Source organism: Peribacillus sp. NJ4 (assembly GCF_030348345.1).
In the GTDB taxonomy this organism is placed as follows: Bacteria; Bacillota; Bacilli; order Bacillales; family DSM-1321; genus Peribacillus.
The window spans coordinates 1,856,961-1,883,588 of record NZ_JAUCFQ010000001.1 but is presented as its reverse complement, the minus strand read 5'-3'; the positions used below and the strand labels follow the sequence as shown (position 1 = coordinate 1,883,588).

Sequence of the window (26,628 nt, the reverse complement as noted above, 5' to 3'; positions counted from 1 at the left end):
TCAAAAACAATCTATAACTAGTTGTACGTACCTCTCATGATACCATAGTTTATCCAATTTGACGATATATATAGTCTTTACCCGAATGTACCAAGAAACACGCAAGCAGAGGATAAAAAAAAAGACAGCAGAAAACGGCTGTCTTAAATATTGGAAACTTGTTGCAACGGAAAATCCTTCACGACCGTCACGAACTGACCTTCACTAAATGGATAGCCAGACTTTGTAATCTTCACTTTTACGATTTCACCGACCATCTCATCCGAAGCCGGGAAGACGATTTTCATGTAATTATCGGAGTATCCTTCATAAAGGCCATTTTCCAACTTCGTTTCAGGAATGACTTCAAGAACTTCTCCCTCAAATCGTGATGCATACTCTTTTGCCAGCTGGTCCGACAAAGCGATAAGACGGTGGACGCGTTCATTTTTGACATCTTCATCCACTTGATCTTCCATACGCGCAGCCGGAGTCCCTGTCCGTTTTGAATAAGGGAAGACATGGAGTTCGGAGAATTTATATTTTTCTATAAAGTTATATGTCTCCATGAATTCTTCTTCGGTTTCACCCGGGAAACCTACGATGACATCCGAAGTAACAGCAAGACCCGGAAGTGCAATCTTTAACTTTTCGATTCGATCACCGAAGAAATCCATCGTATATTTACGTCTCATCCGTTTTAAAACCGTATCGGAACCCGATTGGATTGGAATATGCAAATGACGTACGACTTTTTTCGATTTGGTCAGCACTTCAATGATCTCATCTGTAATTTGGCTGGCTTCAATGGATGAAATACGGATGCGCTTCAGCCCATCGATTTTTTCCAGGTCCCGCAGCAGCATCGCCAAATTATAGTCCTTCAAATCGTCTCCATATCCACCAGTATGAATTCCGGTCAGGACTAGTTCTTTATATCCAGCCTCCACAAGCTGTTCAGCTTGGTGAACGACTTCCTTTGGGTCGCGGGAACGCATTAATCCACGAGCCCAAGGGATGATGCAGAAAGTGCAGAAATTATTGCACCCTTCCTGAATCTTTAATGAAGCACGTGTACGGTCTGTAAAAGCAGGTACATCCAACTCTTCGTAGACACGGTTTTTCATGATATTTCCTACAGCATTGATTGGTTCACGTTCAACCTTGAATTGCTCGATGTAATCAAGCAGTTTAACCCTGTCCTGTGTTCCTACAACAATATCCACACCTGGTATAGCCATGATTTCTGCTGGCGATGTCTGAGCGTAGCATCCCGTTACCGCTATGACGGCATTCGGATTCTTACGAATGGCACGACGGATGACCTGACGGCTTTTCTTATCGCCAGTGTTTGTCACCGTGCATGTGTTGATGACATATACATCTGATGTGTTTTCAAACTCAACACGATCATATCCCCCAGTTTTGAATAATTGCCAAATAGCCTCTGTTTCATAATGATTCACTTTACAGCCTAATGTATGGAAAGCGACCGTTGCCATTTTTCATCACCTCAAAAGTTCTACATGATAAGAAACAGCGGAAAGTGCATATAAAGGTGCTGTTTCAGTTCTTAATATCCTTGGTCCAAGACCGCAAGCCACAAAACCGGCATCAGTCAGTTTTTCAATTTCCTTATCTGCTAACCCACCTTCAGGACCAAACACGAATAAGATCGATTGCCCTGGGGTGATATCTTTCAAGACAGATGCGAGTACAGAAGTTTCCCCACGTTTTGCCTCTTCTTCAAAAGCGATTAATTTATGATTGAAACCGGAAGCATACCCAGCTAGCTGAACTGCCGTCATCGGTTCCTTGATGGCAGGGATAACTGTGCGGTGAGATTGTTCAGCCGCCTCTTTTGAAATCTTCTGGAGCCTCTCCAATTTCTTACCTACCTTTTTGTGGTCCCATTTTACCACCGAACGAGCCGCAATAAAAGGGATAAATTCAACGGCACCCAGTTCCGTACCCTTTTGAACGATATATTCCAATTTATCCCCTTTAGGCAGACCGCTCGCTATCACAACCCTCACAGGAAGTTCCTTTTCTTCATTCTTCCATTCGATAACGGTCCCTATAACAGCATCATCACTAATTTCCGAAATTTCCGTGATAGCTGTCATACCATTGCCTTTCACCGTGATGATCCGCTCCCCCGGTCCCATCCTCATGACCCTGGCGATATGGTGAAAATCATCGCCTGATATCGTTACCGTGTTTCCATTGATGTCTTCTTCGTTAAGAAAATACCGTTGCACACTGCCACCCACTTCGTCTAGTCTAAAAACTTACAGGCTAACAGTCAGAGGCTTATTACCCGAATGCAAGCCATGCAAAGATTCAAGCTAAAAAAAGGTACTCTGACTATCAAAATACCCGATAATCAGAGTAACTTTTTTCAATTAATCATTTCTTTTCGCGATTATCGCTACCCAATCTTCCATCAAGATGGTTTCGGAAATGGTGAAGCCAGATCCTGTAATCGCATCCTTCACATCTTGTTTCTTAGGTTGAATGATTCCAGAAGCTATAAAATATCCGCCCGGTTTGACGACTTTCGCTACATCATCCGTAAAGCGCATGATCACTTCGGCAAGAATGTTAGCCACGACGACATCCGCATGTTCATTTACACCATCCAGCAAGTTACCTTTTGAAACGGACACTTTATCCTGAACGTTATTAAGTTCCACATTCTGTATAGCTGACTGTACAGCCACTTCATCCAAATCAAGGGACTGGATTCGTTTTGCGTCCAATAATGCAGCAGCAATGCTTAGAACACCAGAACCCGTTCCTACATCAACAACTAAATCCCCAGGCCGCACTGTACGTTCCAACGCTTGGATGCACATGACCGTTGTCGGGTGTGTACCTGTTCCGAAGGCCATGCCTGGATCAAGTTCGATGATTAGTTCGTCGCTGCTTACTGGAGTGTAATCTTCCCATGTTGGCACGATGGTAAAACGTTCGGATATCTTGACGGGATTATAATATTTTTTCCAAGCCGTCGCCCACTCTTCTTCATTCACTTCACTAATTGAAACAACATTCTTCCCAAGGTCTATATCAAAAAGGTGGAGATTATTGATTGATTCCTTAATAGCATCAACGGTTTCACCAAGAAAGCTGTTTACGGGAAGATAAGCCTTAATGACTACACCCTCATCCGGATAATCATCTGGGTTTAAGTGGTAGATTTCGCCAAAAACATTTTCGCGTTCCTTGACTAATTCTAGAGGATCCTCAATGACAACACCGCTCGCACCTGCCTCATGAAGAATATTAGAAACAGGTTCAACCGCTTCATTCGTTGTTTGGATTGCAAATTCAGACCACTTCATAATCTACCAACTCCCAATTTGTTCTTTTACTTTTATTCACCTATCTTTAAATGCACGTTTCACTTTTGAGAAAAAGCCATCTTCTTGTTCATCTATACCTTGTCCGCTGATATCGCTGAACTCACGAAGCAGATCCTTTTGTTTTTCCGTTAATTTTTTAGGCGTTACCACTAATACGACTACATGCTGATCTCCTTGGCCATATCCTCTGACGTTAGGAACACCTTTGCCTTTTAAACGGAAACGCGTGCTTGTTTGTGTACCGGCAGGGATCTTCAGCTTCACTTTTCCATGAAGGGTCGGAACTTCTATTTCATCGCCTAATGCTGCCTGAGCGAAAGTAACCGGCATTTCACAATAGATGTCATCGCCATCCCGCTCAAAGAATTCATGGCTGCGTACATGGAAGACAACATACAGGTCTCCAGCTGGACCGCCATTGATTCCTGGCTCTCCTTGGCCGGTTACACGCAATTGCTGACCATCATCAATTCCGGCTGGCACCTTAACTTGGATCTTTTTACGTTTTTGGACTTTTCCGTCACCGCCACATGTTGAGCATTTATTAGGAATGATTTTTCCTGTTCCTTGACAATGGTGACATGCTCTCCGGTTCACAATCCTTCCGAACGCTGTGTTTTGTTCAACATTCAATTGACCGGTTCCATGACAATGTGAACAATTTTCCACTTTTGTGCCTGGTTTGGCACCGGATCCTTTACATGTATCACAATTCTCTTCACGCGGAATTTCGATTTCAGTATCTTTTCCAAATGCAGCCTCTTCAAAAGAAAGCGTCATCGTATACTGTAAATCCGCCCCTTGACGCGGTGCATTAGGATCTCTCCTACGTCCGCCGCCACCAAAGAAGCTACTGAAAATATCTTCAAAACCGCCGAAACCACCAAAGTCCTGACCACCAAAGCCCTGATTTGGATCTGTATGTCCGAATTGGTCATAATGGGCCTTTTTCTGTTCGTCACTCAATACTTCGTAAGCTTCCTTGATTTCCTTGAATTTATCCGCAGCATCGTCCGCTTTATTAATATCAGGGTGATATTGTTTGGAGAGCTTTCGATACGCTTTTTTGATTTCTTCCTTCGAAGCACTCTTCGAAAGGCCTAACACCTCATAATAATCGCGTTTACTCATATCTAAAATCCACTCCCGATTCGATTCACATAAAGGTAATATTATCACTGAACGAAGATAATAATCAACTAGAAAAGTACAAACAGGCTTTAACACTTTTTTGTAATTGGTAATGCCAGCCCCAAATTGCACATATTTATTTCTAAAATCCCATGATTCCCCAACAGCGATTGTAAGATTAAAAGAAAACCAGATGCCAACGCTCCCTGACAATGATTCCCTTCATTGTAAAAAAAGCCAAAGTCAAGATAACCTGACTTTGACTTTTCTACAATGGCAGGCAGAAATGAACTGCCCAATATTTATCAGTGTCCCGATTGGGTCACTTTTTATTTTTTCTCTTCTTCGTTAACTTCCGTGTATTCTGCATCGACGACATTATCGTCTTTAGCAGATTCGCCAGCACCGGCTTCGCCAGCTTGCTGAGCTTTTGCCGATTCTTCATAAAGCTTCATTGTCAAAGCTTGAACGATTTCATTAAGTGCATCTTTTTTCACGCGGATTTCTTCAAGCTCATTTTTCTCGATTGCAGCTTTCAGTTCGTCCTTCGCTTCATTTGCTTTTGTTACTTCCGCTTCGTCCACTTTACCTTCTAGATCTTTAAGCGTTTTTTCCGTTTGGAAGACTAATTGATCAGCTTCGTTACGAAGTTCAACTTCTTCTTTACGTTGTTTATCGCTATCGGCATTTTCTTCCGCTTCACGTACCATGCGTTCGATCTCTTCATCAGAAAGTCCTGAAGATGATTTGATGGTGATCGCTTGTTCTTTGTTCGTGCCAAGATCTTTCGCACGAACGTTCACGATACCATTTTTATCGATATCGAATGTCACTTCAACTTGCGGAATTCCACGCGGTGCAGGTGGAATGTCACTCAATTGGAAACGACCGAGCGTTTTGTTATCCGCTGACATTGGACGTTCACCTTGAAGAACATGGATATCAACTGCCGTTTGGTTATCAGCCGCTGTCGAGAATACTTGTGATTTACTAGTTGGAATCGTAGTATTACGGTCAATCAGTTTCGTGAACACTCCGCCCATCGTTTCAATTCCAAGTGAAAGTGGAGTTACATCCAGAAGGACAACGTCTTTAACATCTCCTGTTAATACGCCACCTTGAATTGCAGCACCCATAGCCACTACTTCATCAGGGTTTACACCTTTGCTTGGTTCTTGACCGATTTCCTTTTTGATCGCTTCAACAACCGCAGGAATACGTGTAGATCCACCAACAAGGATTACTTTGTCAATTTCAGATGCTGAAAGGCCAGCATCTTTCAATGCTTGACGAGTTGGTCCCATAGTACGCTCAACAAGACCTGAAGAAAGCTCATCGAATTTTGCTCTAGTCATCGTTACGTCCAAGTGAAGCGGGCCAGCATCCCCAGCTGTGATGAATGGCAATGAAATTTGAGTTGAAGTTACGCCGGAAAGATCTTTTTTCGCTTTTTCAGCTGCATCTTTCAAACGTTGTACCGCCATTTTATCTTTTGAAAGGTCGATTCCGTTTTCTTTCTTGAATGCTTCAACTAGGTAATCGATGATGACTTGGTCGAAATCATCTCCACCTAGACGGTTGTCACCGGCTGTGGACTTAACTTCGAAAACGCCATCTCCAAGTTCCATGATCGATACGTCGAATGTACCGCCGCCAAGGTCGAATACAAGGATCGTTTGATCTTCTTCCGTTTTATCCAAACCGTATGCAAGTGCTGCAGCTGTAGGTTCGTTGATGATACGTTCCACTTCAAGACCAGCAATTTGCCCAGCATCCTTAGTTGCTTGACGTTCTGCATCATTGAAGTAAGCAGGTACAGTGATAACCGCTTTTGTAACTTTTTCGCCAAGATACTCTTCAGCGTATGATTTTAAGTATTGAAGAATGATTGCAGAAACTTCCTGAGGTGAGTATTCTTTTCCTTCAATTACTTCTTTATGGTCGGTACCCATATGGCGTTTAATGGAAATGATTGTGTTAGGGTTTGTAATCGCTTGGCGTTTTGCCACTTCCCCCACTTGTCTTTCTCCATTTTTGAATGCCACTACGGATGGTGTTGTACGGTTTCCTTCTGGATTCGGGATTACTTTTGGTTCCCCGCCTTCAAGTACAGATACACAAGAGTTTGTTGTACCTAAGTCAATACCAATAATCTTGCTCATAGTTTCACTACCTCCCAATTTTTTATATGTAATAATCTTATTCGTTCACTTTAACCATTGCAGGTCGAATCACACGGTCTTTTAGAAGGTATCCTTTTTGGAATTCCTCGACGACGATGTTAGAACCGAAGTTTTCATCTTGAACTTGCATGACCGCTTGATGCAAACGCGGATCGAACTCTTCACCAACCGAACTGATCGGTTCGATGCCTTCTTTAGTCAATGCATCAGTAATCGCTTTGTAGACCATTTCCATGCCTTGAAGCAGGGATTTCGTCTGTTCATTTTCCGCTTCGATTTTTGTAGCTCTTTCAAAATTATCAAGAGCTTCCACTAAATCACTGGCAATACTTTGAACTCTATATTTTTGAGCCGCCTCCATATCAAGCTTGGCACGGCGTCTTGAATTATCAAAATCGGCCTGCAGACGAAGATAACGGTTATCCATTTCTTCGATTTTTGCCTGAAGCTCAGCAATCTTTTCATGAGCCAATTGAAGTTCATCTTTTTCAACCGGAGTTTCCTCTTGGTTTTGTTCTGCTGGAGTTTCTTCTTCAGCGAAAACTGCTTCTGCAGCGCTTTCCTCGATTGTTTCATTTTCCAATGTTTTTTCTTCATTTTTATTTTCTGTCACAATCTCACCTCCCTAAAAGGGTTATACAATTTATGCTAAAGTAATAGGTCAGGCTGCGGAATATGACCTCCGCCACCTTAACAATATTACCTTTGCTACTATTTTTGATACAGTTTTGTCATTAGGGCCGTTAAATCTTTCGAGAAAAACGAAAGCAAACTGATCACTCGCGAATATTCCATTCTCGTCGGACCCAATATGGCTAATGTGCCCACTTGCTCCTGCCCGATTGAGTATGTTGCCGTAATCAAACTGCAGTCATCGAGCACTGTGTTTTGGTTTTCACGGCCAATCTTGACGTGGATGCCCGATGGATTTTGAGTAATGAGTTCATAAAAACCCTGCTCCTGCTCAATCATCGATAAAAGCGTGCTTACTTTAGCAATATCATGGAACTCAGGCTGCCTTAGCATATTCGTTTTCCCGCCGAAAAATATTTTTTCGGGCTTTGTGTCCGTTAGGGTATCCGCCAGGACAGAGACCATCGATCCATAGTTATGGATGTGACGGCTCAAAAGAACAGCCACTTCCTTGTAGATCTTATCCTTTAGATCAACTAGCGGAACATCGACCAAACGGGAATTCAATATGTTCACCATCTTTTCAATTTCGTTTATATCAAAAGAAGGCGGTAAGGAAATCATTCGATTTTCCACATGACCTGTATCAGTAATAATGATGGCTATTGCCGTTTCCGGGCTCAAAGGAATGATCTGGATTTTCTTCAGCTTATGCTCATTCACTTTTGGCCCCAGTACAATCGCCGTATAATTCGTCAGTTCCGAAAGTATTTTCGCTGACTTCTGAACGATCTTTTCCAATTCATAAATTCGTTCTACAAAAACGGATTTTAATATCTTCATTTCATTCTTTTTCGGAGCTTGAGGAGAAAGTAAATGATCCACATAATATCTATACCCTTTTTCAGAAGGAATCCTACCGGAAGAAGTATGGGTTTTTTCTAAAAATCCCATTTCTTCAAGATCAGACATTTCGTTGCGAATTGTGGCAGAGCTGAACGTAATTTCATCTTTCTTCGACAAGCTTCGTGACCCGACTGGCTGGGCAGAATGGATAAAATCCTCGATTATCACTTGTAGAATCAATAATTGACGATCAGTTAGCATGTATGATCACCTCTGTTAGCACTCTGTCTCTTCGAGTGCTAATATACTAATAAATTATCAAATGAAGCTTATGATGTCAACAATGAAAACCGCTAATTACTCGTTAAAATAACATGGATTAACTTCACTCGGAATCAATTATGCCTAAAAATGATTGGAACACTTCATTTCCAAGCAGTTTCCCCCGCTCCGTCAAGCGCACGAACCCGCCTTCCACCTTAAGCAGACCCTTTGCCGCTTCTTCTTCGAGCGGTTTCCTGAAAATCTCCGTCATTTCAACAAAAAATTTATTCTTGAAGGTTTCCAATGAAACTCCTTCCGTTTTTCGGAGACCCAAAAACATCTCCTCTTCCATCCGTTCATGAAGCGGTACTGGGCGTTCCTCCAATACAGGCAGCTGGTTCGCCATCAATGGTGTGATATATTTCTTCACCGGTCCATGATTGGCCACTCTTTTTCCTCCAGTATAGCCATGTGCACCGGCACCAATCCCATAATACTCCACATTATCCCAATATGTCAGGTTGTGCCGGCTTTCAAACCCAGCACGGGCAAAATTACTGATTTCATATTGATGCAGTCCATGCTTCTCCATCTCTTCCATCAACTTCTCATACATCGAAGCCTCGAGCTCCTGCGGCGGCAGGTTTAATTTACCCCTTCGCATCTGATTATAAAAAACCGTTTTCGGCTCAACGATCAATGAGTAGCTGGAATAGTGCGGCAATTGAAGGGCAATCGCTTTATCCAACGTGTCATTGAAATCTTCCATAGTTTGTCCCGGCAATCCGTAAATCAAATCGATGCTGATATTCGTAAAGCCAACTTCTTGAGCCAAATGAATCGTTTCATATACTTCAGAAGCCCGATGAGTCCGGCCTATTCGCTTTAATAATTCATCATTGAAGCTTTGCACTCCAAAGCTAAGTCTATTGACACCTGAATGATAAAGTATCTCGAGTTTTTCTCGCGAAAGATCCCCTGGATTGGCTTCGAATGTATATTCAGCCTTTTTTGGATCAAATGGCAGGGTTTCATTGATCGCTTCACATAAAAAAGCAAGCTGCTTTTCATTTAGGGAGGTCGGTGTCCCTCCACCGACGAAAACCGTATCCAAACCTGCAGTCGGGTATTTGGAAAGTTGCATCACCATTTCCCTTTTCATCATCTGTAAATATTCGTCGACCGGCTGTCCCTGTAAAAATACTTTATTAAAATCACAATAGTGACAAATATGTTCACAAAATGGTATATGGAGGTAGGCGCTTTTAATCATTGTGTTCACAACCTTTTAATCGAATGAGTCGATAGAAAAAGAGGCTAGATCTCCTCTACCCTCTTTTTTCTATCTATCGTTTATTTTATTTATTTTTTCGGTGTCGTATCATCCATTTTCAAAACAGCCATGAAAGCTTCTTGCGGCACTTCAACGGAACCTACCTGTTTCATCCGCTTTTTACCTTCTTTCTGTTTTTCGAGCAACTTACGTTTACGGGAAATATCGCCGCCGTAACATTTAGCCAATACGTTTTTGCGCATTGCACTAATCGAAGAACGGGCCACGATCTTTTGCCCGATCGCTGCTTGGATCGGCACTTCAAATTGTTGTCTTGGAATCAATTTCTTCAATTTTTCAACAATGACTTTACCGCGTTCATAAGCAAAGTCCTTATGAACGATGAAACTCAACGCATCCACAGTTTCAGCGTTCAGTAAGATATCCATCTTCACAAGCTTGGACGGTTTGTAGCCGATCAACTCATAATCGAATGAAGCATAGCCTCTAGTATTGGATTTCAACTGATCGAAGAAATCATAAACGATTTCCGATAATGGTATTTCATAATGAATGCTCACACGAGTCTCATCGATATATTCCATATCAATGAAGTTACCGCGTTTATTTTGACAGATTTCCATGATCGTTCCGACGAACTCTGTCGGTGCCATCATCGTTGCTTTGACATATGGCTCCTCGACTCGTTCAATCTTTTGAGCATCCGGCATATTGGACGGGTTATCTACTTTCAGGACCGTTCCGTCTGTCAGGATCACATCATAAATAACACTTGGCGCAGTGGTGATCAGATCAATTTTGAATTCACGTTCAATCCGTTCCTGGATTATTTCCATATGAAGGAGTCCAAGGAATCCGCAACGGAAACCGAAGCCCAATGCTTGCGATGATTCCGCTTCGAACTGTAACGCTGAATCGTTCAATTCCAACTTCTCTAATGCATCCCTTAAATCATTGAATTTCGATGCGTCAATTGGGTATAAACCGCAATATACCATCGGATTCATCTTCCGGTAACCCGGCAATGGCTCTGTCGCACTATTCACGGCACTGGTAATCGTATCACCAACAGTCGTATCACCAACGTTTTTAATGGCGGCAGTAAGGAAACCTACATCACCGACGTTAAGTTCATCCAAAAGCTGGGTTTTTGGATTGAAGACACCCAATTCGGTTACATCAAATTCCTTGCCAGTGGACATCATTTTGATTTTGTCGCCCACTTTAATGGAACCCTCAACAACACGGATATAGGCAACCACACCGCGGTACGCATCAAACAGTGAATCGAAAATAAGCGCCTTGAACGGGGCATCGGGATCTCCCTGTGGTGCTGGCACCAATTCAACGACCTGCTCCAAAATCTCCTCGATTCCGATTCCCGCTTTAGCGGAAGCCAAAACTGCATCGGAAGCATCCAATCCGATTACTTCCTCGATTTCTCCACGTACCCGTTCCGGATCGGCACTCGGCAAATCAATTTTATTGATGACCGGAATGATTTCCAGGTTGTTGTCCAAAGCTAAATACACGTTTGCAAGCGTTTGGGCCTCAATTCCCTGTGCCGCATCGACAACAAGGACAGCACCTTCACACGCTGCAAGGCTTCGTGAAACTTCATACGTAAAATCGACATGTCCCGGTGTATCAATAAGATGGAAAATATATTCTTCGCCATCTTTCGCATTATATTTCAATTGAATCGCATTCAATTTAATCGTAATTCCACGCTCTCGCTCTAAATCCATGGAATCCAACAGTTGACTCTTCATTTCACGCTGAGTCATTGCGTTCGTTTTTTCAATGATACGATCCGCCAATGTAGATTTTCCATGATCAATATGAGCGATGATGGAAAAGTTACGAATCTTTGATTGTCTTTTTAATTTTTCTTCTCTATTCATGACGTTCACTCCCACTAGTCGACACAATACACTATTTTTTATTATATCAATAGAAAATGCAAGATTCAACAGAATAGTTACAAAAGAATCATCATTGTAGGGCAAAGGATAAAAAAAGGCTGCATTCCGGATTCGGATGCAACCTTTTGATAGGGCACACTCAACTTATTTCATACTTAAATCATATCAATAAGTGCTTGAAAGGCCCCTGATATCGTATCTCCAAGCGTTTTGCCGACCGATGAGAAAAAGTTGAAAGCTTTCATTTCTTCAAGCTTTTCTTTTTTCGTCTCCAAATCATGACTTGTTACTTTTTCGCCAAGAATATCCGCTTCCATCTCCCCTTGATCCGATTGGTTAATAATGAATGCACTATTCAAAGAGGGATCTTCATACCCCTTCATTTTTTTCATCCCATCGTTCGCTTGCTGCATTCCAATCAAAACACCTAAAAATAATACGAGCACAATCCCTGTACATTTCAACCAAAACCGAACCATGATAGAGAACTCCTTTCAACTTACTTCGCTTCCGATTCCCCAGTCGTTTTATCAACCGCTTTGGCATCCCAGTAAAATTCACTGAAAACATCGGTAAAGGCATCAACGGTTAAGTACATTTCCTCGAAAGTATTATCAACACCGCCAATTTCCAAGAGCATGGCATTGCTTGACAAATCCTGATTGTATACTCCATTCTGCCCCGCTCCGCCTTGTTTCATAACCCCTCGTGAAATGCCTGGGTATTTTTTCTCCAAAGCTTTATGAAGCTTATTGGCAAGCGCTGCATTTTTTTCGAAGTTCGGGTTATTGCCCCCGACCACGAAGGCAATCTTGGCATAATCTTTACCGTTAATGTTAATGGTCGTATGTTTTTTTCGTTTAGAATCACGATGGATATCAATGATATATTCTAGATCTTTGTTGGTAGCCAACGCAGTCTGAACGGATTTACGAGACTCTTGATAGGATTTGGCATAATTCAATCCTTTATTATTCAAATTGCCCATGATATCTGTTTTATCAAGCGATGACCCTATCCCGTTATCAGCCATGTCCTCCACCATTCGTTCCCCCAATTTCGTAATATTGATTTTAGAATGGTAGGCTAGATTCGGATTTGTCACCCCTTTTAAATAAGGAAGATACGATTCCCGGTTATGGCTATGGTAAATCTCGACCACTTTCCGTCCATTGGTCGTTTGATTCGGCTGATTGGCCACTCCTTTTTCCGGTTCTTCAATCTCATCCAGGTTTTGCAGGGATGCATCCCTTTCTTCATTCAGGACGTCTACTGGCGGCGAGGATTCATACGGCATATTCGTATAATTCGTTCCTTCACCAGCCACGAGGATCTCATTATCAAAAATCGAAAAGCCAGGAAGTTCCCTGCCAAGTAAACTTCTCGGGTCCTCCAATGAAATGTTAGTCGAGACTTTTATCAATTGATTCGTGATAACCGATTCCTGCTTACCTTCTGGCAGGGCATTAAAAAAATAATGGTTTTCATTGGCCAGCATCGAGAACAGCATTTTTCCCGAGAATTGGTTGGCTACAGTATGTACGGAATTCGAAGATATCCGATACTCCGGTCTTAGGGAAGTCATGACACCACTGACTGAAAATACAAAAAGAAGCAAGGCGAGAATACCTAGAAAAGTTTTTATTATTGTTGATCCGTGAATAGCTGTTATGATCCCTGGGGAATTTCTTCTTTTCATCTTTCCACCCTCTCTATAGCTTGTCTATTAATACCTATGACTTTGCTAGAAAGGGTAGAACACCATTTTTGGGCACTGAAAATGATTTAACGGGTATAGTAGCCCGTATTTTCTTGATTTATTGAATTATGCAGGGCAGCATTTAATCCATTAGCTATCAAATTGGCCATATCTTCAATGAAAACATCCACTTCTTTGGGCGTAACCATTAAATTATGACCAAGTGGCGAAAGCACCTCATAAATCAATTTCCGTTTCTCTTCATCAGGGAGGACACCTATCATTCCCAAGAAAGTTTGGCGTTCCTGTTCACCTGGCATATCCTCTTCGGTCAGCTTTGTCCGCTTTCCAAAACTGAATCCAGCGGGTGCCAACGAACGGGATGGTCTGTCCCCTTCATTCATTTCCTTGCCAAAGTGCTTCAAGATATAATCAATCGTATCGCTTGCTATCGATACGGCATCCACGACGGTAGGTATTCCAATGGCTATAACAGGAACTCCCAGGGTAGCCTGACTCAATTCTTTTCGTTTATTTCCAACACCAGACCCTGGATGGATGCCTGTATCCGTAATTTGAATCGTGGAATTCACACGATCAATCGAACGGGCAGCCAATGCATCAACGACGATCAGGAAATCAGGGTTACTTTTTTCGATGACTCCTTTTATGATGTCACTCGTCTCGATTCCCGTAATCCCCATCACACCAGGGGAGATCGCACTGACCGGCCGATAGCCTTCCTTGACCGACTCAGGCTGCAATTCGAACAAATGTCTTGTGACTACAAGGTTCTCAACGACTGCAGGTCCCAGAGCATCGGGAGTAACATTCCAGTTACCAAGGCCGACAACTAAACAACTGCTTTCCTTGGTGATTTTATTCCGTTTCAAGAAGTACGCCAGTTCATTGGCAAACACCTTTTCCACCCGTTGCTGAGTATCCGTATCCTGCTGGCGGATTCCCTGGACTTCGATGGTCAAATAGCTGCCCTGTTTTTTACCGATTTCTTTTTCCCCTTCAGCCGTGACCTCGACTAAGGATACCTTCAGATCTTCCACTTCTTTTTCCTTAATTATGACCCCTTCAATATGGGATACATCCACTTCCTCAACGACACCTTTATGTTCAAGGGCAATTTCCTTTGCTTCAATCGCCAAATCTGTTCGAATTCCGTATTCACTAAGGTCCAAATTATTTTCCATAACGGCCTCCTGATGTTTGAATTGTATCTAATCTAGTAATTTTCATGGTCTCTCTTAAACATTCTGTCGTTTTTGCTTTTTTATTATTCATTTTTTTGATACAATGAATTATGACGAGATGAATTTATTACTGAAATTATAATTCCTTTTATAATTCCTTTTCGATTCTCAATCTGAAGTATTGCATATTTATGAGCAGTCTGATAGAATATCACTTGTGCTATTTGATATGGATTTGAAAAGTCGAGTTCATATAATCTCGATTTCTTTGTAGGAGGTGAACGGAATGCCAAACATTAAATCTGCTATTAAACGTGTAAAAATCAACGACAAAAAACGCGTTCATAACATTACTGTTAGATCAACTATGCGTACTACAGTGAAAAATGCTGAAGTTGCATTAGCTGGTGAAAACGTTGAAGCTGCTAAAGAAGCTCTATTAACAGCTGCTGTGAAATTAGACAAAGCTGCATCTAAAGGATTAATCCATAAAAATGCGGCAGCCCGTAAAAAATCTCGTTTAGCGAAAAGACTTAACGCTCTTAACGCATAATGACACAAAATTAAACGATCCAATTGGATCGTTTTTTTTGTGCGTGTTTTTTCGTATAAAAAAGGTGGCAGGGTTCCTGCCACCTTTTTTATGATCTGATTTTTAAAAGCAGCAGCTCAAGCGTGATCGCCTTATCGGCTTGGCCGGTCTTCATTTTATAATCCGCCTCCGCTAAGTCGTTCATGATGGACAACAGCTCGCGTTCCTGGAATTTCCCCGTCTTTTCGAGTGCCAGTTTCACCCTGTATGGATGCACCTTCAGTTGTCCCGCAATTTTTTGCTGGCTATAGCCTTGACGGGAAAGCTCTTTCACTTGATACATTAGCCTGACTTGTCCAGCCATGACACTTAAGATCTTGATCGGCTCTTCGTTCTGCCTGAGCAGATCGTGTAAAATCGTCATGGCACTTTCCATCTTCCGCTGTAAGACATGATCAACTAGCGTGAAGATATTCTGCTCAAGGGATTTAGCGACCAGCTTTTCCACTATCTCGACCGTAATATGTTTATCAGCTTCTGCATAAAGGACCATTTTATCCAGTTCATTCGTCAGCATCATCAGATTCGTTCCTGCAAGTTCAAGTAAAAGCTCTGTAGCCTGTTCATCTATTTGGACAGAAGAAGCTTCTACCCGCTCCTTCACCCACACCTTTAACTCATGATCACCAAGCTTCTTCGCTTCAACGAGAACCGCCTTACGCTTCAGTTCCTTGGTGATTTTCTTCCGTTCATCCAGTTTCTCATAAGGTGCGGTCAAAACGACAATAGAATAAGGAACCGGATCAGCCAAATAAGCTTCCAGTCTTTTCACATTATGTTCAACTCTTGACTTCGTTTTTTCTGCTGTCAAAAAAAATGGGTTTTGCATGAAAACAAGGCGCCTTTCCCCGATAAACGGGAGGGTTTCGACATCTTCAAGCGCTGTTTCAACAGGCGTCTCTTCTAAATCAAATTGAGAAAAGTTAAAATCCATCTCATCTTCGTGAAGGACATTCTCGATCAATAGCTGCTTCGTTTCATTAATTAGGTAGGCTTCCGTTCCATATAACAAGTATACTGAAGCGAACTGCCCTTTTTTTATACTTTTCCATACGTCTAATACCAATAGAATCCGCCTCTTTTTTATGTATTCTTCTCTAATGGTATAGGTGGATGGACCATTTGACAAGCTATAAAGGGAACTAGCCCCCTAAAGGACTAATTCCGGATCTATATGAACACTTTCAAGAAAGGCCCGGGTAATCTTCCTTGAAAGCGGGTAAAGTATTCATGTAGAACAAAAATTGGCTTTTCTTTTTTCGCTTGCTTTGTTTGTACTTTTATTTTGACCTCAAAATCCCAAACTATTTGTGACAACTCTTGTCAGTAAAGGAAATGAAGAAATGAAGCCTGTAGATTTTTTTTTGGTAATGTTTTATACTATTAGCAGAAATAGGAGGGGTAATAATGAACGAATTCGAAAAGAATGTCCAATCCAAGACAGATGACGTCGCTGATTCCGCTATGGGATTCATCGGTTCTTTTGTATTTTTCGCTGCCTTGTTCACCATAGCTGTCGTCGTTAAAGCTGTCGGATCCTGATTTCATTACTACATGCACTTATTTTTCCTGATGGAGGCTGCCGTTGCAGTCTCTTTCTTTTTGATTTTCTACATACTATGGAAGTGTCTTCCGAAAGGTTCCTCTCCTTTTGTAATACTTATAAATTATAGATCCATCCTCATCCGTCCTGAACACCTTAATGCCATTTCCCTCCAGATTCCCAATTACGTCTCCATGTGGGTGACCGTAGCCATTTTCTTTTCCAACCGAAATAAGAGCAGCTTTCGGCTGTAGCTGTTCAAGGAATAACGTGGAAGAAGAAGTTTTACTGCCATGGTGACCAACCTTCAAGATATCCGCCTGCAACTGCGGAAATGTGCTTAATAGCTCCCTTTCGCCCTCTTCTCCCATATCTCCAGTAAATATCCATGACAATCCCCCAATCTCTGAGTGAAGGACTATCGATGAATCATTCTTATTGTCTTCCTTTTCATATGGACTTAGCACGGAAAACTGCGCTCCGCCCACTACCCAATGGTCCCCCCTCTTCAAGACGGTCATTTTCATCTTTTTATCTCTTGCCATGGACACAAAATCCAAATTCCGATAATGCTCCTCACTCCAGCCTCCTATGACGATCTCCCCAACTTTGAAATTCTCAATTAATTCTCCTGCACTTCCCATATGATCTGCATCCGGATGGGTTAAAATCAGTTTGTCCAATTGGTGGATTCCTTTACTTTTTAATAATGGAATGATGATATCATCCGCCGTGTTGAACTTCTTTCGCTTTTTTGCCCATGTTTCGATTGGAAATGTAATTTGTCCACCCGTATCAATCAAATAATTACCGCGATTGAACGGCAGGATAATTAAAATGGAATCACCTTGTCCAACATCGATCATCTGTACTTCACCAAAAGGTGAGAACCTTTGTAAATTATATTGAAGAAGTAATAGGACAATCAGTATTCCGCACCAAATTTTACTTTTTCCAAAAGATTCATCCCAAGCCAGGTATAACCCTAAAAGGGAAATAACAAGTAATGCCATCATGATGAAGGGTGGTTTTCCAAACGCAATGGAGGCTAGTGGCAACTCGGATGCTGCATCCGCGACTTTATTACAAAGTATGAAGGTGAAGTTCAATATAGTTATGAGGAGCTGCCCCAGGGAAGGCAGTAATAAATGAATGAAGAGGGTAATTAATGAAAATGGAAGCAAAATGATCGAATAAAGCGGAACATACAATACGTTCAAGAACACGCCAAGAAAAGATACTTCAAAAAAGTGAAAAAGCAAAATGGGAAGGGCTGCCATTTGGCAGATGGAACTGATGATGAATAGCTGCATCGTTTTTTTGGGGTATCTTAAGAAAATGCTTGAAGACATGATAATGGAGAAAGTGACTGCGAATGAGAGCTGAAAACCTATATCATAGAGCATATTAGGTTGAAAAAACAATAGTGCCATATAAACCGATCCGATTGCGGCACCCGCCGAGATCCGCTTCTTGAATAGCAGGAGTAAAAAGAAAAGCATAGCCATTAAACAGGATCTTACCACTGATGGGCTAGCACCTGAGAGTATCATGTAAACTGGAAGGAAAATCAGGATGGCCACCATCATTCTTTCCCTTGTAATTCCAACCCTGATGCCAAGATAAAATAACATCCCCGTTAAAAAACTGACATGAAGACCGGAAATCGCCAGTAAATGAACCAGACCCAGCCGCTGATAATTAGCAAGGTCACCTTCATCTATATATGTCTGGTCGCCGAATATGAGTGCTGCGACAAAACCGCTCGATTCTTCCGGAAAGTGTTCTCTAATATACGTAATTCCCTTCAGGCGCAAATTACGAATCGAAATGACAATCGAGTTTCCAACTTCTTGGCATTCTCGAAATGATATGGAATCAGCGTTAAATATCCAATGGGTGCCTTGGCGGAAAAGGTAGCGCTGATAATCGAAACTGTTTTCATTCCTGTTTTTGTCGGGAATTTGCAAGTTCCCTACAGCAGGACAGGATAAACCGATACGCAGAAGCTGGCCCAGCTTTTCCTTTTCTTGTTCGGTGTTGATTTTATAACGAAGCATTAACCGTTCGCCTTTCTCACTGCCCACGAATCCTTTTAATGAATTTCCATCTATATTCGGCTGATCGGTAAATGTGATGATAAATTGGCTTTCCGTTCCATGATAGGCCGTGTTATTTCGGTGATTGGAGAAGGAGGCGGCCCCTAAAAAAATCCCCATAATCATTAAATGAATGCTAAGGGCCTTCACACTTAACCCGACCGAAAAATAAAGGAAACAGAGAAAAATAAAGATAATGATCAAAAGCCTTACATTTAAAAATGAATGGGCCGAAACTCCAAATGTGGCCGAGACGGCTAATAAGAGAAGGTGCCTAGCCATGCCTGCCCCCCGTCCGATTTAAGATTTAATTGTCAAATATCTGTTTGGCCTGCTTTTCCAGCTCCAATACAGCTTCTTTTTCCAGACCTGTTCGTTCAAGTTGAGCTAGCAATGAGAACACAAAGTCCTTTTTTTCTTTTCCATTAACATCGATGGCCCCTTTTGCTTCAACCTTTTCGGTCTTGACACCAGCCTGTTTAAATAATTCCAGAGCATATGGATGATTTTTGTAATCCTCCGCATAATAAACAGCTTTGATTCCAGCTTGGATGAGTGATTTACAGCACTGCAGACATGGAAAATGCGTCACATATATTTCAGCCCCATCAGTAGGCACTCCAAATTTCGCACATTGTAAAAGTGCATTCATTTCAGCATGTATCGTTCTGACACAATGATTATCAATTACATAACAGCCATCATCAATACAGTGGGTTCCGCCAGCAATTGACCCATTATATCCTCCAGCAATGATTCGGTTATCCCGGACGATCGTCGCTCCTACAGTGAGGCGTGTGCATGTGCTCCTTAAAGCTAATAAATGGCTTTGCGCCATGAAATATTGATCCCAACTAATCCTGTTCATGTTGTATCCCCTTACTCAATGATTTTCTTCAATTTTACCCTCTTCCCGTTCATTTGTGTAGCATATTCAATCATTCATTGCACCGAAATGTACTCCTGTAACTTTTCAAACGTTTTATCGCCGATTCCCGATACCTTCTTCAAGTCATCTACCTGCTTGAATTTCCCTACCGTTTCCCTATATTCCAGGATCGCAATCGCTTTGGATGGTCCAATTCCCGTCAGGGTTTCTAAATCTTCCTGGGTAGCTGTATTCAAGTTCACCCGTCCTTCTGATGTCCCTTTGGAAGCAGCATTACCAGACGAAACGACTGATATGTCCTCCAAGTTCCCTTTGTCTTCTTCACCTATTTCCGGTACATAAATGACCATTTGATCTTCAACGATTTGGGCAAAATTCACTTTATCCTTATCGGCCTTGTCCGTAAAACTGCCTGCAGCCGAAATCAAATCGATCACCCGGTCACCTGCCTGTGCCGTAAATAACCCTGGGACCTGTACAGCCCCTTTAACGTCCACTTTAATGATTACCGGTTCGGTTTCCGTTTCATTTTCACTTTGTTCGATTTCATCTCCTTTTGCCGTAACGGAAAATATATCTTCCGTATCAACCGGATCCTCCCCTGGTTGCAAAAAAAAGTAAATTCCCGCTGCCCCAGATGCCACTGCAACGGTAATCAACGCCATTTTCTTTTTTAAAATTTTATCCATTTCTTTGCCTCCTTGTTTGATTTCTCAAGATACATTGTCATAGGACAGATTAAAAATACATAGTGTTTTTAGGAGTATCAATCGCTTTAAGTGAGAGGAGTTGATCGGCATTGAAGAAAATCGGTGTAATCGGAACCGGCAATATGGGTACCATTTTAATCGAGGCGTGGCTGGAGGCGAAAATTTTGAATCCGGCTGATCTAATCATTACAAATCGAACGCTTTCCAAAGCATTGGTGCTGAAAGAAAAACACCCCGGAATCAAGGTGGCGGAAAGCGCAGCCGAAGTCGTCCAGCAAGCGGACTTTATTTTTCTCTGTGTAAAACCATTACAAATTGACAGCCTGTTACAGGGCATCAAACATCATATAAAAATGGAACAACTAGTTATCTCCATTACAAGCCCGCTTTCAGTGTCTCAGCTTGAATCAGCAGTGAAAGCCCCCTGCGCCCGTTTTATCCCCAGCATAACCAACCGGGTGGGCTCAGGGGTATCGTTACTGAGTTTCGGCAATGGCTGTAGTGAGAAAAAAAAGTCGGAATTATATGAATTGGCCTCCGCCATATCGGCACCGGTCATCATTGAAAATGATATCACCCGGGTAGCTTCCGACATCGTCAGCTGCGGTCCTGCCTTCTTCAGCTATTTAGCACAAGCTTTCATTGACGCGGCATGCCAAACGACGAAGATTGATAAAGAAACCGCTACGACTTTGACTGAGAACATGTTGATTGGCTTAGGTGAACTACTTGGTAAAGGAGTTTATACATTGCCGGCCTTGCAGGAAAAGGTTTGTGTAAAGGGTGGAATCACGGGTGAAGGGATCAAGGTTTTAGAAGCTGAAACAGGGGAAATGTTCCATCATCTCTTTCAAGCTACACATGAAAAGTTTGCAGAGGATCTTCAAGAAGTGGAAAAACAGTTCGGCCATCCTTATTAATATTCGTAATCAATATCTCATTTCCTTCTAAAAATAAAAAAAAGAGGTCAGACCTCCACTCGTACAGTGATGTACGAACGGCGATTACTGACCTCTTAATTCATTTACTTGCTACAAACAAGATTCTTTCGGTTTCCGTTACAAGCGGTTCTTCTTCAAGATCCGCCAGAATGTCAGAAACGGTAAAACCAGCTTGCTGCAACCACTGTTTATATTGTTCAACCGGATAGGTCCGTTGATAATGCAACTCATCAAAACGGTCATACAGACCACTTTCATCGTCCCTCACGAAAAAACTTAAATCATGTTCCACACTGTAAGGTTCTTCACCTGGGAAACAGTCCCATATATAGGATACTTCTTCACCATTGACAGCAAACGTATGATCACGAAAGATTTCTTCCATTTTATAAATGGAATGGATATCAAACAAGAATAATCCGCCATCCTTCAAATGCTCATGAACCCGGCTGAACGTTTTCACTATATCCGCCTCGTCGCGAAGGTAGTTCAGCGAATCACAAAAAATCGTGACACAGTCAAATTGACCAAGTCCCTCGAGTTCTGCCATATTCTGTTGGAAAAGTGGAATCGATAATCCAAGCTTCACCGCTTTTTCATTGGCAACGAGAAGCATTTCATCGGATAAATCCACGCCGGTGACTTCGAATCCGTGTTGCGCCAATCCAACAGTCATTTCCCCGGTTCCACACGCTAAATCCAGGACTTTCCTTCCACCAATTCCGTACTGTTCCAGCTTCGCCGTAAGGATCATCAGCCATTTTTCATAGGGAGCGTCCTTCATCAATTCATCGTATACATAGGCAAAGCGTTCGTAAGTCATGGAGTCAGTTCACTCTCTAGATCTTCAAAAGGTGCATCTCCCCATAAACGTTCGAGGTTATAATAGTTTCTTTCATCCTTATGGAAGATGTGGGCCACTACATCGCCAAGATCCACAAGCACCCATTTCGCTTCGTCAAAACCTTCAAGACGTTTTACATTGATTCCTGATTCATCAGCTTTGCTCTTCATTTCACGAGCTATTGCTTGTACTTGTTTTTCAGAATTACCGTGGCAGATCAAAAAGTAATCCGCTACAAGGGAAATACCTTGCATGTTCAATGCTACGATATCCTCCGCTCTTTTATCATCCGCCGCTTTTGCTGCAATTACAAGAAGTTCACGTTCAGTCATTACATCTTCTCCTTCAAATTCATGATCAAATCATTATATGTCTTAAATGTGTCAGGGTAAATTGCCTGATTTCTTTTCATTAAAAAAACAACTGTATTCCTTAAAGCCTGGATGACAGCATGATCCAAATTTCGCTTTGCTGTCTGCCTGACTTCGTCGACTCCGGGAAAGGAACGTCCCGGCTCAATATAGTCAGCAAGGTATACGACCTTATCCAAAAGGCTCATGCCAACCCTGCCAGACGTGTGATGGGCAATCGCATCCAATATTTCAGCGTCAGTGATACCGGCTTCCTTTTTTACAAGATAAGCCCCGACAGGAGCATGCCACAGCTCCATATTGTATTCAAGTAACTCCGGATCCATTTTTTCAGCGATTATAATTTGCTCCATTTCCTCTTTTGGACGAAATTTTGCATAATCATGGAAAATGGCTGCCAGTTCCGCTTTTTTGACGTCGGCACCATACAGTTCAGCAAGTTCAATCGCCGACTCGACCACACCCAAGGTATGAATGTACCTGCGCTCGGTGATTTGTTCTTTGACCAGCGCCAAAGCTTTCTCACGATTCATATAAACCATTCCCTTTAATATACTTCACCACTGGATCTGCTATTAAATATTTCACGGTTTTCCCCGTTCTTAACTTCCTTCGTATCATGGAAGAAGAAATGAACATCTGAGGGACTTTCACCATCGTGATTGGGTATACGGTCTTTTCATTATAGCCAGGGCGTTTCACCCCGACGAAATTGACCATGTTCACCAGCTCGTCAATACGGTGCCAATTCGGTAAATACTCAATCATATCTGCGCCAATTATGAAATAGAACTCATTGCTTGGCTCAAGTTCTTTCAGCAATTTTATCGTATCATACGTATAAGATGTGCCTTTTCTTTCTATTTCAATACCCTCAATATAAAAAGATGGGTTTCCGGCTATCGCGTTTTCCAACATAGCCAGCCTGTCCATATCGGTTACTTCCTCCGATTTTTCTTTATGTGGAGGAACGTGATTTGGCATGAATCTGATTTCATCTAGCTCAAGGGCATCCAGCACTTCATTCGCTATAATTAAATGCCCGATATGTGGAGGGTTGAATGTACCGCCAAGAATTCCAATTTTTTTCATAGATAGGTTCCTTAAGGTAATTTAAGTTGTTTGTTTTCTTTTGATTCTTTATACAGCACAATTGTGTTGCCGATAATCTGAACCAATTCCGCCCGTGCACCTTTTGATAAAGAACGTCCCACATCATTGCGGTCCTCTTCACAGTTTTGCAGTATGCTGACCTTGATTAATTCACGTACTTCAAGCGCCTCACCAATTTGCTTGATGAGATTATCATTGACCCCGCCTTTACCAACTTGAAAAATTGGATTGAGGTGATGGGCCTTTGATCGTAAAAATCTTTTCTGTTTTCCTGTTAACATGTGTTACCTCCTAGTTTGTTCAAGACAATATCTGTCATTCTTGCTGTATCCGGCATAATGCCCGTCCATATCTCGAAAGCGAGCGCAGCCTGGTTTATGAACATCCCCAAACCATTTTGCGTTTTCGCCCCTTTTTCCCCCGCTTCACGCAGCAGCTTGGTATGCAGAGGGTTATAGATGATATCACTGACAATTGCACCGGTTTTAAGCTGGTCGACCTTCAACGGTGAATGATCCAATTCCGGGCTCATTCCTGAAGAAGTCGTTTGGATGATTAAATCATATTGTGATAAGCTTTCTTCCGCTTCGATAATCGAGAGTGCCTTCGATACTTTATCATATGGGCAATCAGAAACAAGCTGGGCCGCTCTTTCCTTTGTCCGGTTTGCAATATCAACTTGCTTTACCCCTTCTTTTACAAGGGTAAAATAAATCGCACGCGCAGCACCGCCCGCTCCGATCACTAACGTTTTTTTAGCCTTAATGTCACCTGATATTTCATCGCATAAAGATTTAAAAAATCCTTTTCCGTCTGTATTATACCCTATAAACCGACCATTTTTGTTAACAACCGTATTTACAGCCCCGATTGCAAGGGCCAGTTCATCCACTTCATCAAGGAATGGAATGATTGAAGTCTTATGAGGGATCGTGATGTTAAACCCTTCTATACCAAGGGCTTTCATGCCTTTTACAGCATCGTTCAAACCTTCTTTCGTCACATGAAAATGATGATAAACCGCTTCTATATTTTCTTTTTCAAATGCATCATTATGAATGTCCGGTGACATCGAATGTGCAATTGGATCTCCCATTACCCCATATATCTTTTTCATAGCCTAGACGACCCCTATATTTAGATTAATGATTTACGAACGATCACATTTACGCCCTTTGGTACATGGGCAACGATTTTCGCTCCTGGCTCATTGACCGTAACCCAGCCAAGACCTGAAAACACAATATCCATTTTACCATCTTTCAAGGAGAATTCATGTGGAATCAGCTTCGGGAACTCCTCGATTTGTTCAGGCCGTGGGGGCGTCAATAATTCCCCGGCATGGTTTTTATACAATTCATCTGCATTTTCCAATTTCGTACGGTGGATATTCAATTCATTCGAAAGGTAGCAAGTCAGTGAACGCCTTCCGCCTGAGACATAGTCCAGCCGGGCCAACCCTCCGAAAAATAGCGTCTGCGCTTCATTCAGTTGGTACACTCTCGGCTTGATTTCCTTCTTCGGCATAATCACCTTGAAGTCCCGTTTGTCCACATAATGAGCCATTTGATGATGATTGATGATTCCTGGTGTATCGATCAATGCTTGTCCATCATCCAAAGGTATTTCGATCATATCCAATGTTGTCCCTGGGAAGTGGGATGTCGTGATGATATCCCCTTCACCACTCACTTCTTTTATAAGACGGTTGATGAAAGTCGATTTACCTACATTCGTACAGCCTACCACATAGACATCCTTACCTTTACGATACCGCTCAATCGCATCAGCCGCTTCAAGTATGTGCTTTCCCTTTTCCGCACTGACAAGCAGGACATCAACCGGGTTAAGCCCTAATTCCTTGGACGATTGCTTCATCCAATTAATCAACTTGTTCGGTTTTACTGATTTAGGCAATAAGTCGACCTTATTACCGATCAGAAGAACATCATTTCTTCCTACAAATCGATGCAGGCCAGGCAGCCAGCTTCCATTGAAATCAAAAATATCGACGATTTTGACGATTAAAGAATCGGTTTCGCCTACTTTATTCAAGATTTTCAAGAAGTCATCGTCTGTTAAGGATACATCCTGAACTTCGTTATAATGTTTCAATTTAAAGCAGCGCTGACACACGATGCTCTCTTTTTCCAGAGCCGATGTAGGGGCAAAGCCCAACTCCTTCGGATCTTCAGTCTGGACTTTCACACCGCAGCCGATGCACACTAATTCTTGATGATTGTTCAATTGTGATCCTCCCATTCTAGCATTCCTTTTCGTTTAAAAAACGCCATGATCTTTCTTTCAAAATAACGATTGATTTTCGTTCTGAATTCGTCGGTTTGTGCGACAGGGACCACTAAGATCGTATGGAACCCGCCTCTGTTTCCTCCCAATACATCCGTCAATAACTGATCGCCGATTACAACCGTTTCTTCCAATTTCAATCCCATTGACTTACGTGCTTTATGAAAAGCCCTTGACATCGGTTTCCTTGCCTGGAAGATAAACGGAATGTGAAGCGGATCGGAAAAAGACCGAACCCGATTTTCATTATTATTGGATACAATCGTCACTAAAATCCCATGATCCCTCATATTGTCGAACCATTTGATCAAATCGGGGGTGGCAGTTGGCCTATCCCACTCAACGAGAGTATTATCCAAATCGGTAATGACTCCCTTAATCCCTCTTTTTTTCAATTCTTGAGGATCTATATTAAAAATGCTTTTAACATGTTCACTCGGCAAAAATAATTTAAGCATATTGACACCTCTGTATTTTCATTAAAATTTACCGTCTCCATCATATCGAATTTCCGGCTTACTTTCAAAAAAAATTAGGAAAGAAAGGCTGACGGTAAAAAAACATCATAATGTATGTTTTCTGATATGGAAAGGCATTTTTTATTAAGGAATGGGAAATTAGCAGGTAGACCAGAACCAAAGAACTAATAATTCCTAAAAGATTTCGACAAAAATTTCATTTGTTCAACCTGT

27 protein-coding genes are annotated in these 26,628 nt (G+C 41.9%); 3 read left to right on the top strand and 24 right to left on the bottom strand.

Translation table 11 applies throughout. The features are described from left to right. Positions 1–143 precede the first annotated feature (143 nt). The 12 genes from mtaB to gpr form a co-directional block, all read right to left on the bottom strand. Positions 144–1,481, bottom strand: a complete 1,338-nt coding sequence (gene mtaB / locus QUF94_RS09420; protein WP_289315626.1) for a tRNA (N(6)-L-threonylcarbamoyladenosine(37)-C(2))-methylthiotransferase MtaB — start codon at positions 1,479–1,481, stop codon at positions 144–146. A gap of 6 nt (positions 1,482–1,487) precedes the next feature. After that, positions 1,488–2,240, bottom strand: a complete 753-nt coding sequence (locus tag QUF94_RS09415) for a 16S rRNA (uracil(1498)-N(3))-methyltransferase (RefSeq protein ID WP_289315625.1) — start codon at positions 2,238–2,240, stop codon at positions 1,488–1,490. Positions 2,241–2,384: 144 nt separating this feature from the next. Further along, on the bottom strand, positions 2,385–3,326 hold the full coding sequence (gene prmA / locus QUF94_RS09410) for a 50S ribosomal protein L11 methyltransferase (protein WP_289315624.1): 942 nt from the start codon (positions 3,324–3,326) through the stop codon (positions 2,385–2,387). A 36-nt stretch (positions 3,327–3,362) separates the two neighbouring features. Further along, entirely contained in the window at positions 3,363–4,478 is a 1,116-nt protein-coding gene (dnaJ, locus tag QUF94_RS09405; protein ID WP_289315623.1) for a molecular chaperone DnaJ, read from the bottom strand. Between the two features lie 329 nt (positions 4,479–4,807). Next, positions 4,808–6,640 carry a molecular chaperone DnaK gene (gene dnaK / locus QUF94_RS09400; protein ID WP_289315622.1) on the bottom strand — a complete coding sequence of 611 codons (1,833 nt, stop codon included), beginning with the start codon at positions 6,638–6,640 and terminating at the stop codon, positions 4,808–4,810. 37 nt (positions 6,641–6,677) lie between these two features. Further along, complete coding sequence (gene grpE / locus QUF94_RS09395) at positions 6,678–7,274, bottom strand: nucleotide exchange factor GrpE (RefSeq protein WP_375089561.1); 597 nt, start codon at positions 7,272–7,274, stop codon at positions 6,678–6,680. A 98-nt stretch (positions 7,275–7,372) separates the two neighbouring features. Continuing rightward, a complete protein-coding gene (gene hrcA, locus QUF94_RS09390; RefSeq protein WP_289315621.1) occupies positions 7,373–8,401 on the bottom strand; it encodes a heat-inducible transcriptional repressor HrcA in 1,029 nt (342 codons plus the stop codon). A 124-nt stretch (positions 8,402–8,525) separates the two neighbouring features. Next, positions 8,526–9,677 carry a radical SAM family heme chaperone HemW gene (gene hemW, locus QUF94_RS09385; RefSeq protein WP_289315620.1) on the bottom strand — a complete coding sequence of 384 codons (1,152 nt, stop codon included), beginning with the start codon at positions 9,675–9,677 and terminating at the stop codon, positions 8,526–8,528. A gap of 89 nt (positions 9,678–9,766) precedes the next feature. Continuing rightward, the gene (lepA, locus tag QUF94_RS09380; protein ID WP_289315619.1) at positions 9,767–11,602 is read right to left on the bottom strand and encodes a translation elongation factor 4; all 1,836 of its coding nucleotides are present in this window, start codon (positions 11,600–11,602) and stop codon (positions 9,767–9,769) included. Between the two features lie 176 nt (positions 11,603–11,778). Continuing rightward, a complete protein-coding gene (locus tag QUF94_RS09375) occupies positions 11,779–12,102 on the bottom strand; it encodes a YqxA family protein (RefSeq protein WP_289315618.1) in 324 nt (107 codons plus the stop codon). A 20-nt stretch (positions 12,103–12,122) separates the two neighbouring features. Next, positions 12,123–13,322 (bottom strand): stage II sporulation protein P, encoded by a 1,200-nt coding sequence (spoIIP, locus tag QUF94_RS09370; RefSeq protein WP_289315617.1) that lies wholly within the window; start codon positions 13,320–13,322, stop codon positions 12,123–12,125. Positions 13,323–13,408: 86 nt separating this feature from the next. Then, complete coding sequence (gene gpr, locus QUF94_RS09365) at positions 13,409–14,527, bottom strand: GPR endopeptidase (RefSeq protein ID WP_289315616.1); 1,119 nt, start codon at positions 14,525–14,527, stop codon at positions 13,409–13,411. A gap of 286 nt (positions 14,528–14,813) precedes the next feature. On the opposite strand from gpr, the gene rpsT reads away from it, so the two are divergent. Next, positions 14,814–15,080, top strand: a complete 267-nt coding sequence (gene rpsT / locus QUF94_RS09360) for a 30S ribosomal protein S20 (protein ID WP_034308554.1) — start codon at positions 14,814–14,816, stop codon at positions 15,078–15,080. Positions 15,081–15,168: 88 nt separating this feature from the next. Here rpsT and holA read toward each other — a convergent pair whose 3' ends face one another. After that, positions 15,169–16,185 carry a DNA polymerase III subunit delta gene (gene holA / locus QUF94_RS09355; RefSeq protein ID WP_289315615.1) on the bottom strand — a complete coding sequence of 339 codons (1,017 nt, stop codon included), beginning with the start codon at positions 16,183–16,185 and terminating at the stop codon, positions 15,169–15,171. Positions 16,186–16,526: 341 nt separating this feature from the next. On the opposite strand from holA, the gene QUF94_RS09350 reads away from it, so the two are divergent. Then, the gene (locus tag QUF94_RS09350) at positions 16,527–16,661 is read left to right on the top strand and encodes a YqzM family protein (RefSeq protein ID WP_289315614.1); all 135 of its coding nucleotides are present in this window, start codon (positions 16,527–16,529) and stop codon (positions 16,659–16,661) included. A gap of 75 nt (positions 16,662–16,736) precedes the next feature. Here the strand turns inward: QUF94_RS09350 and QUF94_RS09345 are convergent, their stop codons facing one another. The 3 genes from QUF94_RS09345 to QUF94_RS09335 form a co-directional block, all read right to left on the bottom strand. Beyond that, the gene (locus QUF94_RS09345) at positions 16,737–19,043 is read right to left on the bottom strand and encodes a DNA internalization-related competence protein ComEC/Rec2 (protein WP_289315613.1); all 2,307 of its coding nucleotides are present in this window, start codon (positions 19,041–19,043) and stop codon (positions 16,737–16,739) included. A 25-nt stretch (positions 19,044–19,068) separates the two neighbouring features. Then, a complete protein-coding gene (locus QUF94_RS09340; protein ID WP_289315612.1) occupies positions 19,069–19,629 on the bottom strand; it encodes a ComE operon protein 2 in 561 nt (186 codons plus the stop codon). A 74-nt stretch (positions 19,630–19,703) separates the two neighbouring features. Continuing rightward, the gene (locus QUF94_RS09335) at positions 19,704–20,339 is read right to left on the bottom strand and encodes a helix-hairpin-helix domain-containing protein (protein ID WP_289315611.1); all 636 of its coding nucleotides are present in this window, start codon (positions 20,337–20,339) and stop codon (positions 19,704–19,706) included. Positions 20,340–20,449: 110 nt separating this feature from the next. On the opposite strand from QUF94_RS09335, the gene comER reads away from it, so the two are divergent. Next, complete coding sequence (comER, locus tag QUF94_RS09330; RefSeq protein WP_289315610.1) at positions 20,450–21,280, top strand: late competence protein ComER; 831 nt, start codon at positions 20,450–20,452, stop codon at positions 21,278–21,280. Between the two features lie 100 nt (positions 21,281–21,380). On the opposite strand, the gene QUF94_RS09325 is transcribed toward comER, so the two are convergent. The 8 genes from QUF94_RS09325 to QUF94_RS09290 are packed head-to-tail and all read right to left on the bottom strand — an operon-like array spanning position 21,381 to position 26,394. Continuing rightward, on the bottom strand, positions 21,381–22,124 hold the full coding sequence (locus tag QUF94_RS09325) for a class I SAM-dependent DNA methyltransferase (protein WP_289315609.1): 744 nt from the start codon (positions 22,122–22,124) through the stop codon (positions 21,381–21,383). After that, positions 22,121–22,477 (bottom strand): ribosome silencing factor, encoded by a 357-nt coding sequence (gene rsfS / locus QUF94_RS09320; protein WP_057218744.1) that lies wholly within the window; start codon positions 22,475–22,477, stop codon positions 22,121–22,123. The genes QUF94_RS09325 and rsfS overlap by 4 nt, the downstream gene beginning before the upstream one ends. Further along, on the bottom strand, positions 22,477–23,049 hold the full coding sequence (gene yqeK / locus QUF94_RS09315) for a bis(5'-nucleosyl)-tetraphosphatase (symmetrical) YqeK (RefSeq protein ID WP_289315608.1): 573 nt from the start codon (positions 23,047–23,049) through the stop codon (positions 22,477–22,479). The genes rsfS and yqeK overlap by 1 nt, the downstream gene beginning before the upstream one ends. After that, positions 23,039–23,608 (bottom strand): nicotinate-nucleotide adenylyltransferase, encoded by a 570-nt coding sequence (locus tag QUF94_RS09310; protein ID WP_289315607.1) that lies wholly within the window; start codon positions 23,606–23,608, stop codon positions 23,039–23,041. The genes yqeK and QUF94_RS09310 overlap by 11 nt, the downstream gene beginning before the upstream one ends. Before the next feature lie 11 nt (positions 23,609–23,619). After that, a complete protein-coding gene (yhbY, locus tag QUF94_RS09305) occupies positions 23,620–23,910 on the bottom strand; it encodes a ribosome assembly RNA-binding protein YhbY (protein WP_207437102.1) in 291 nt (96 codons plus the stop codon). Further along, a complete protein-coding gene (aroE, locus tag QUF94_RS09300; RefSeq protein ID WP_289315606.1) occupies positions 23,904–24,746 on the bottom strand; it encodes a shikimate dehydrogenase in 843 nt (280 codons plus the stop codon). Before aroE ends, yhbY begins: the two co-directional genes overlap by 7 nt. 20 nt (positions 24,747–24,766) lie before the next feature. After that, positions 24,767–25,876, bottom strand: a complete 1,110-nt coding sequence (gene yqeH / locus QUF94_RS09295) for a ribosome biogenesis GTPase YqeH (RefSeq protein WP_421156041.1) — start codon at positions 25,874–25,876, stop codon at positions 24,767–24,769. Next, positions 25,873–26,394 (bottom strand): YqeG family HAD IIIA-type phosphatase, encoded by a 522-nt coding sequence (locus tag QUF94_RS09290; RefSeq protein ID WP_289315604.1) that lies wholly within the window; start codon positions 26,392–26,394, stop codon positions 25,873–25,875. Before QUF94_RS09290 ends, yqeH begins: the two co-directional genes overlap by 4 nt. Positions 26,395–26,628 lie beyond the last annotated feature (234 nt).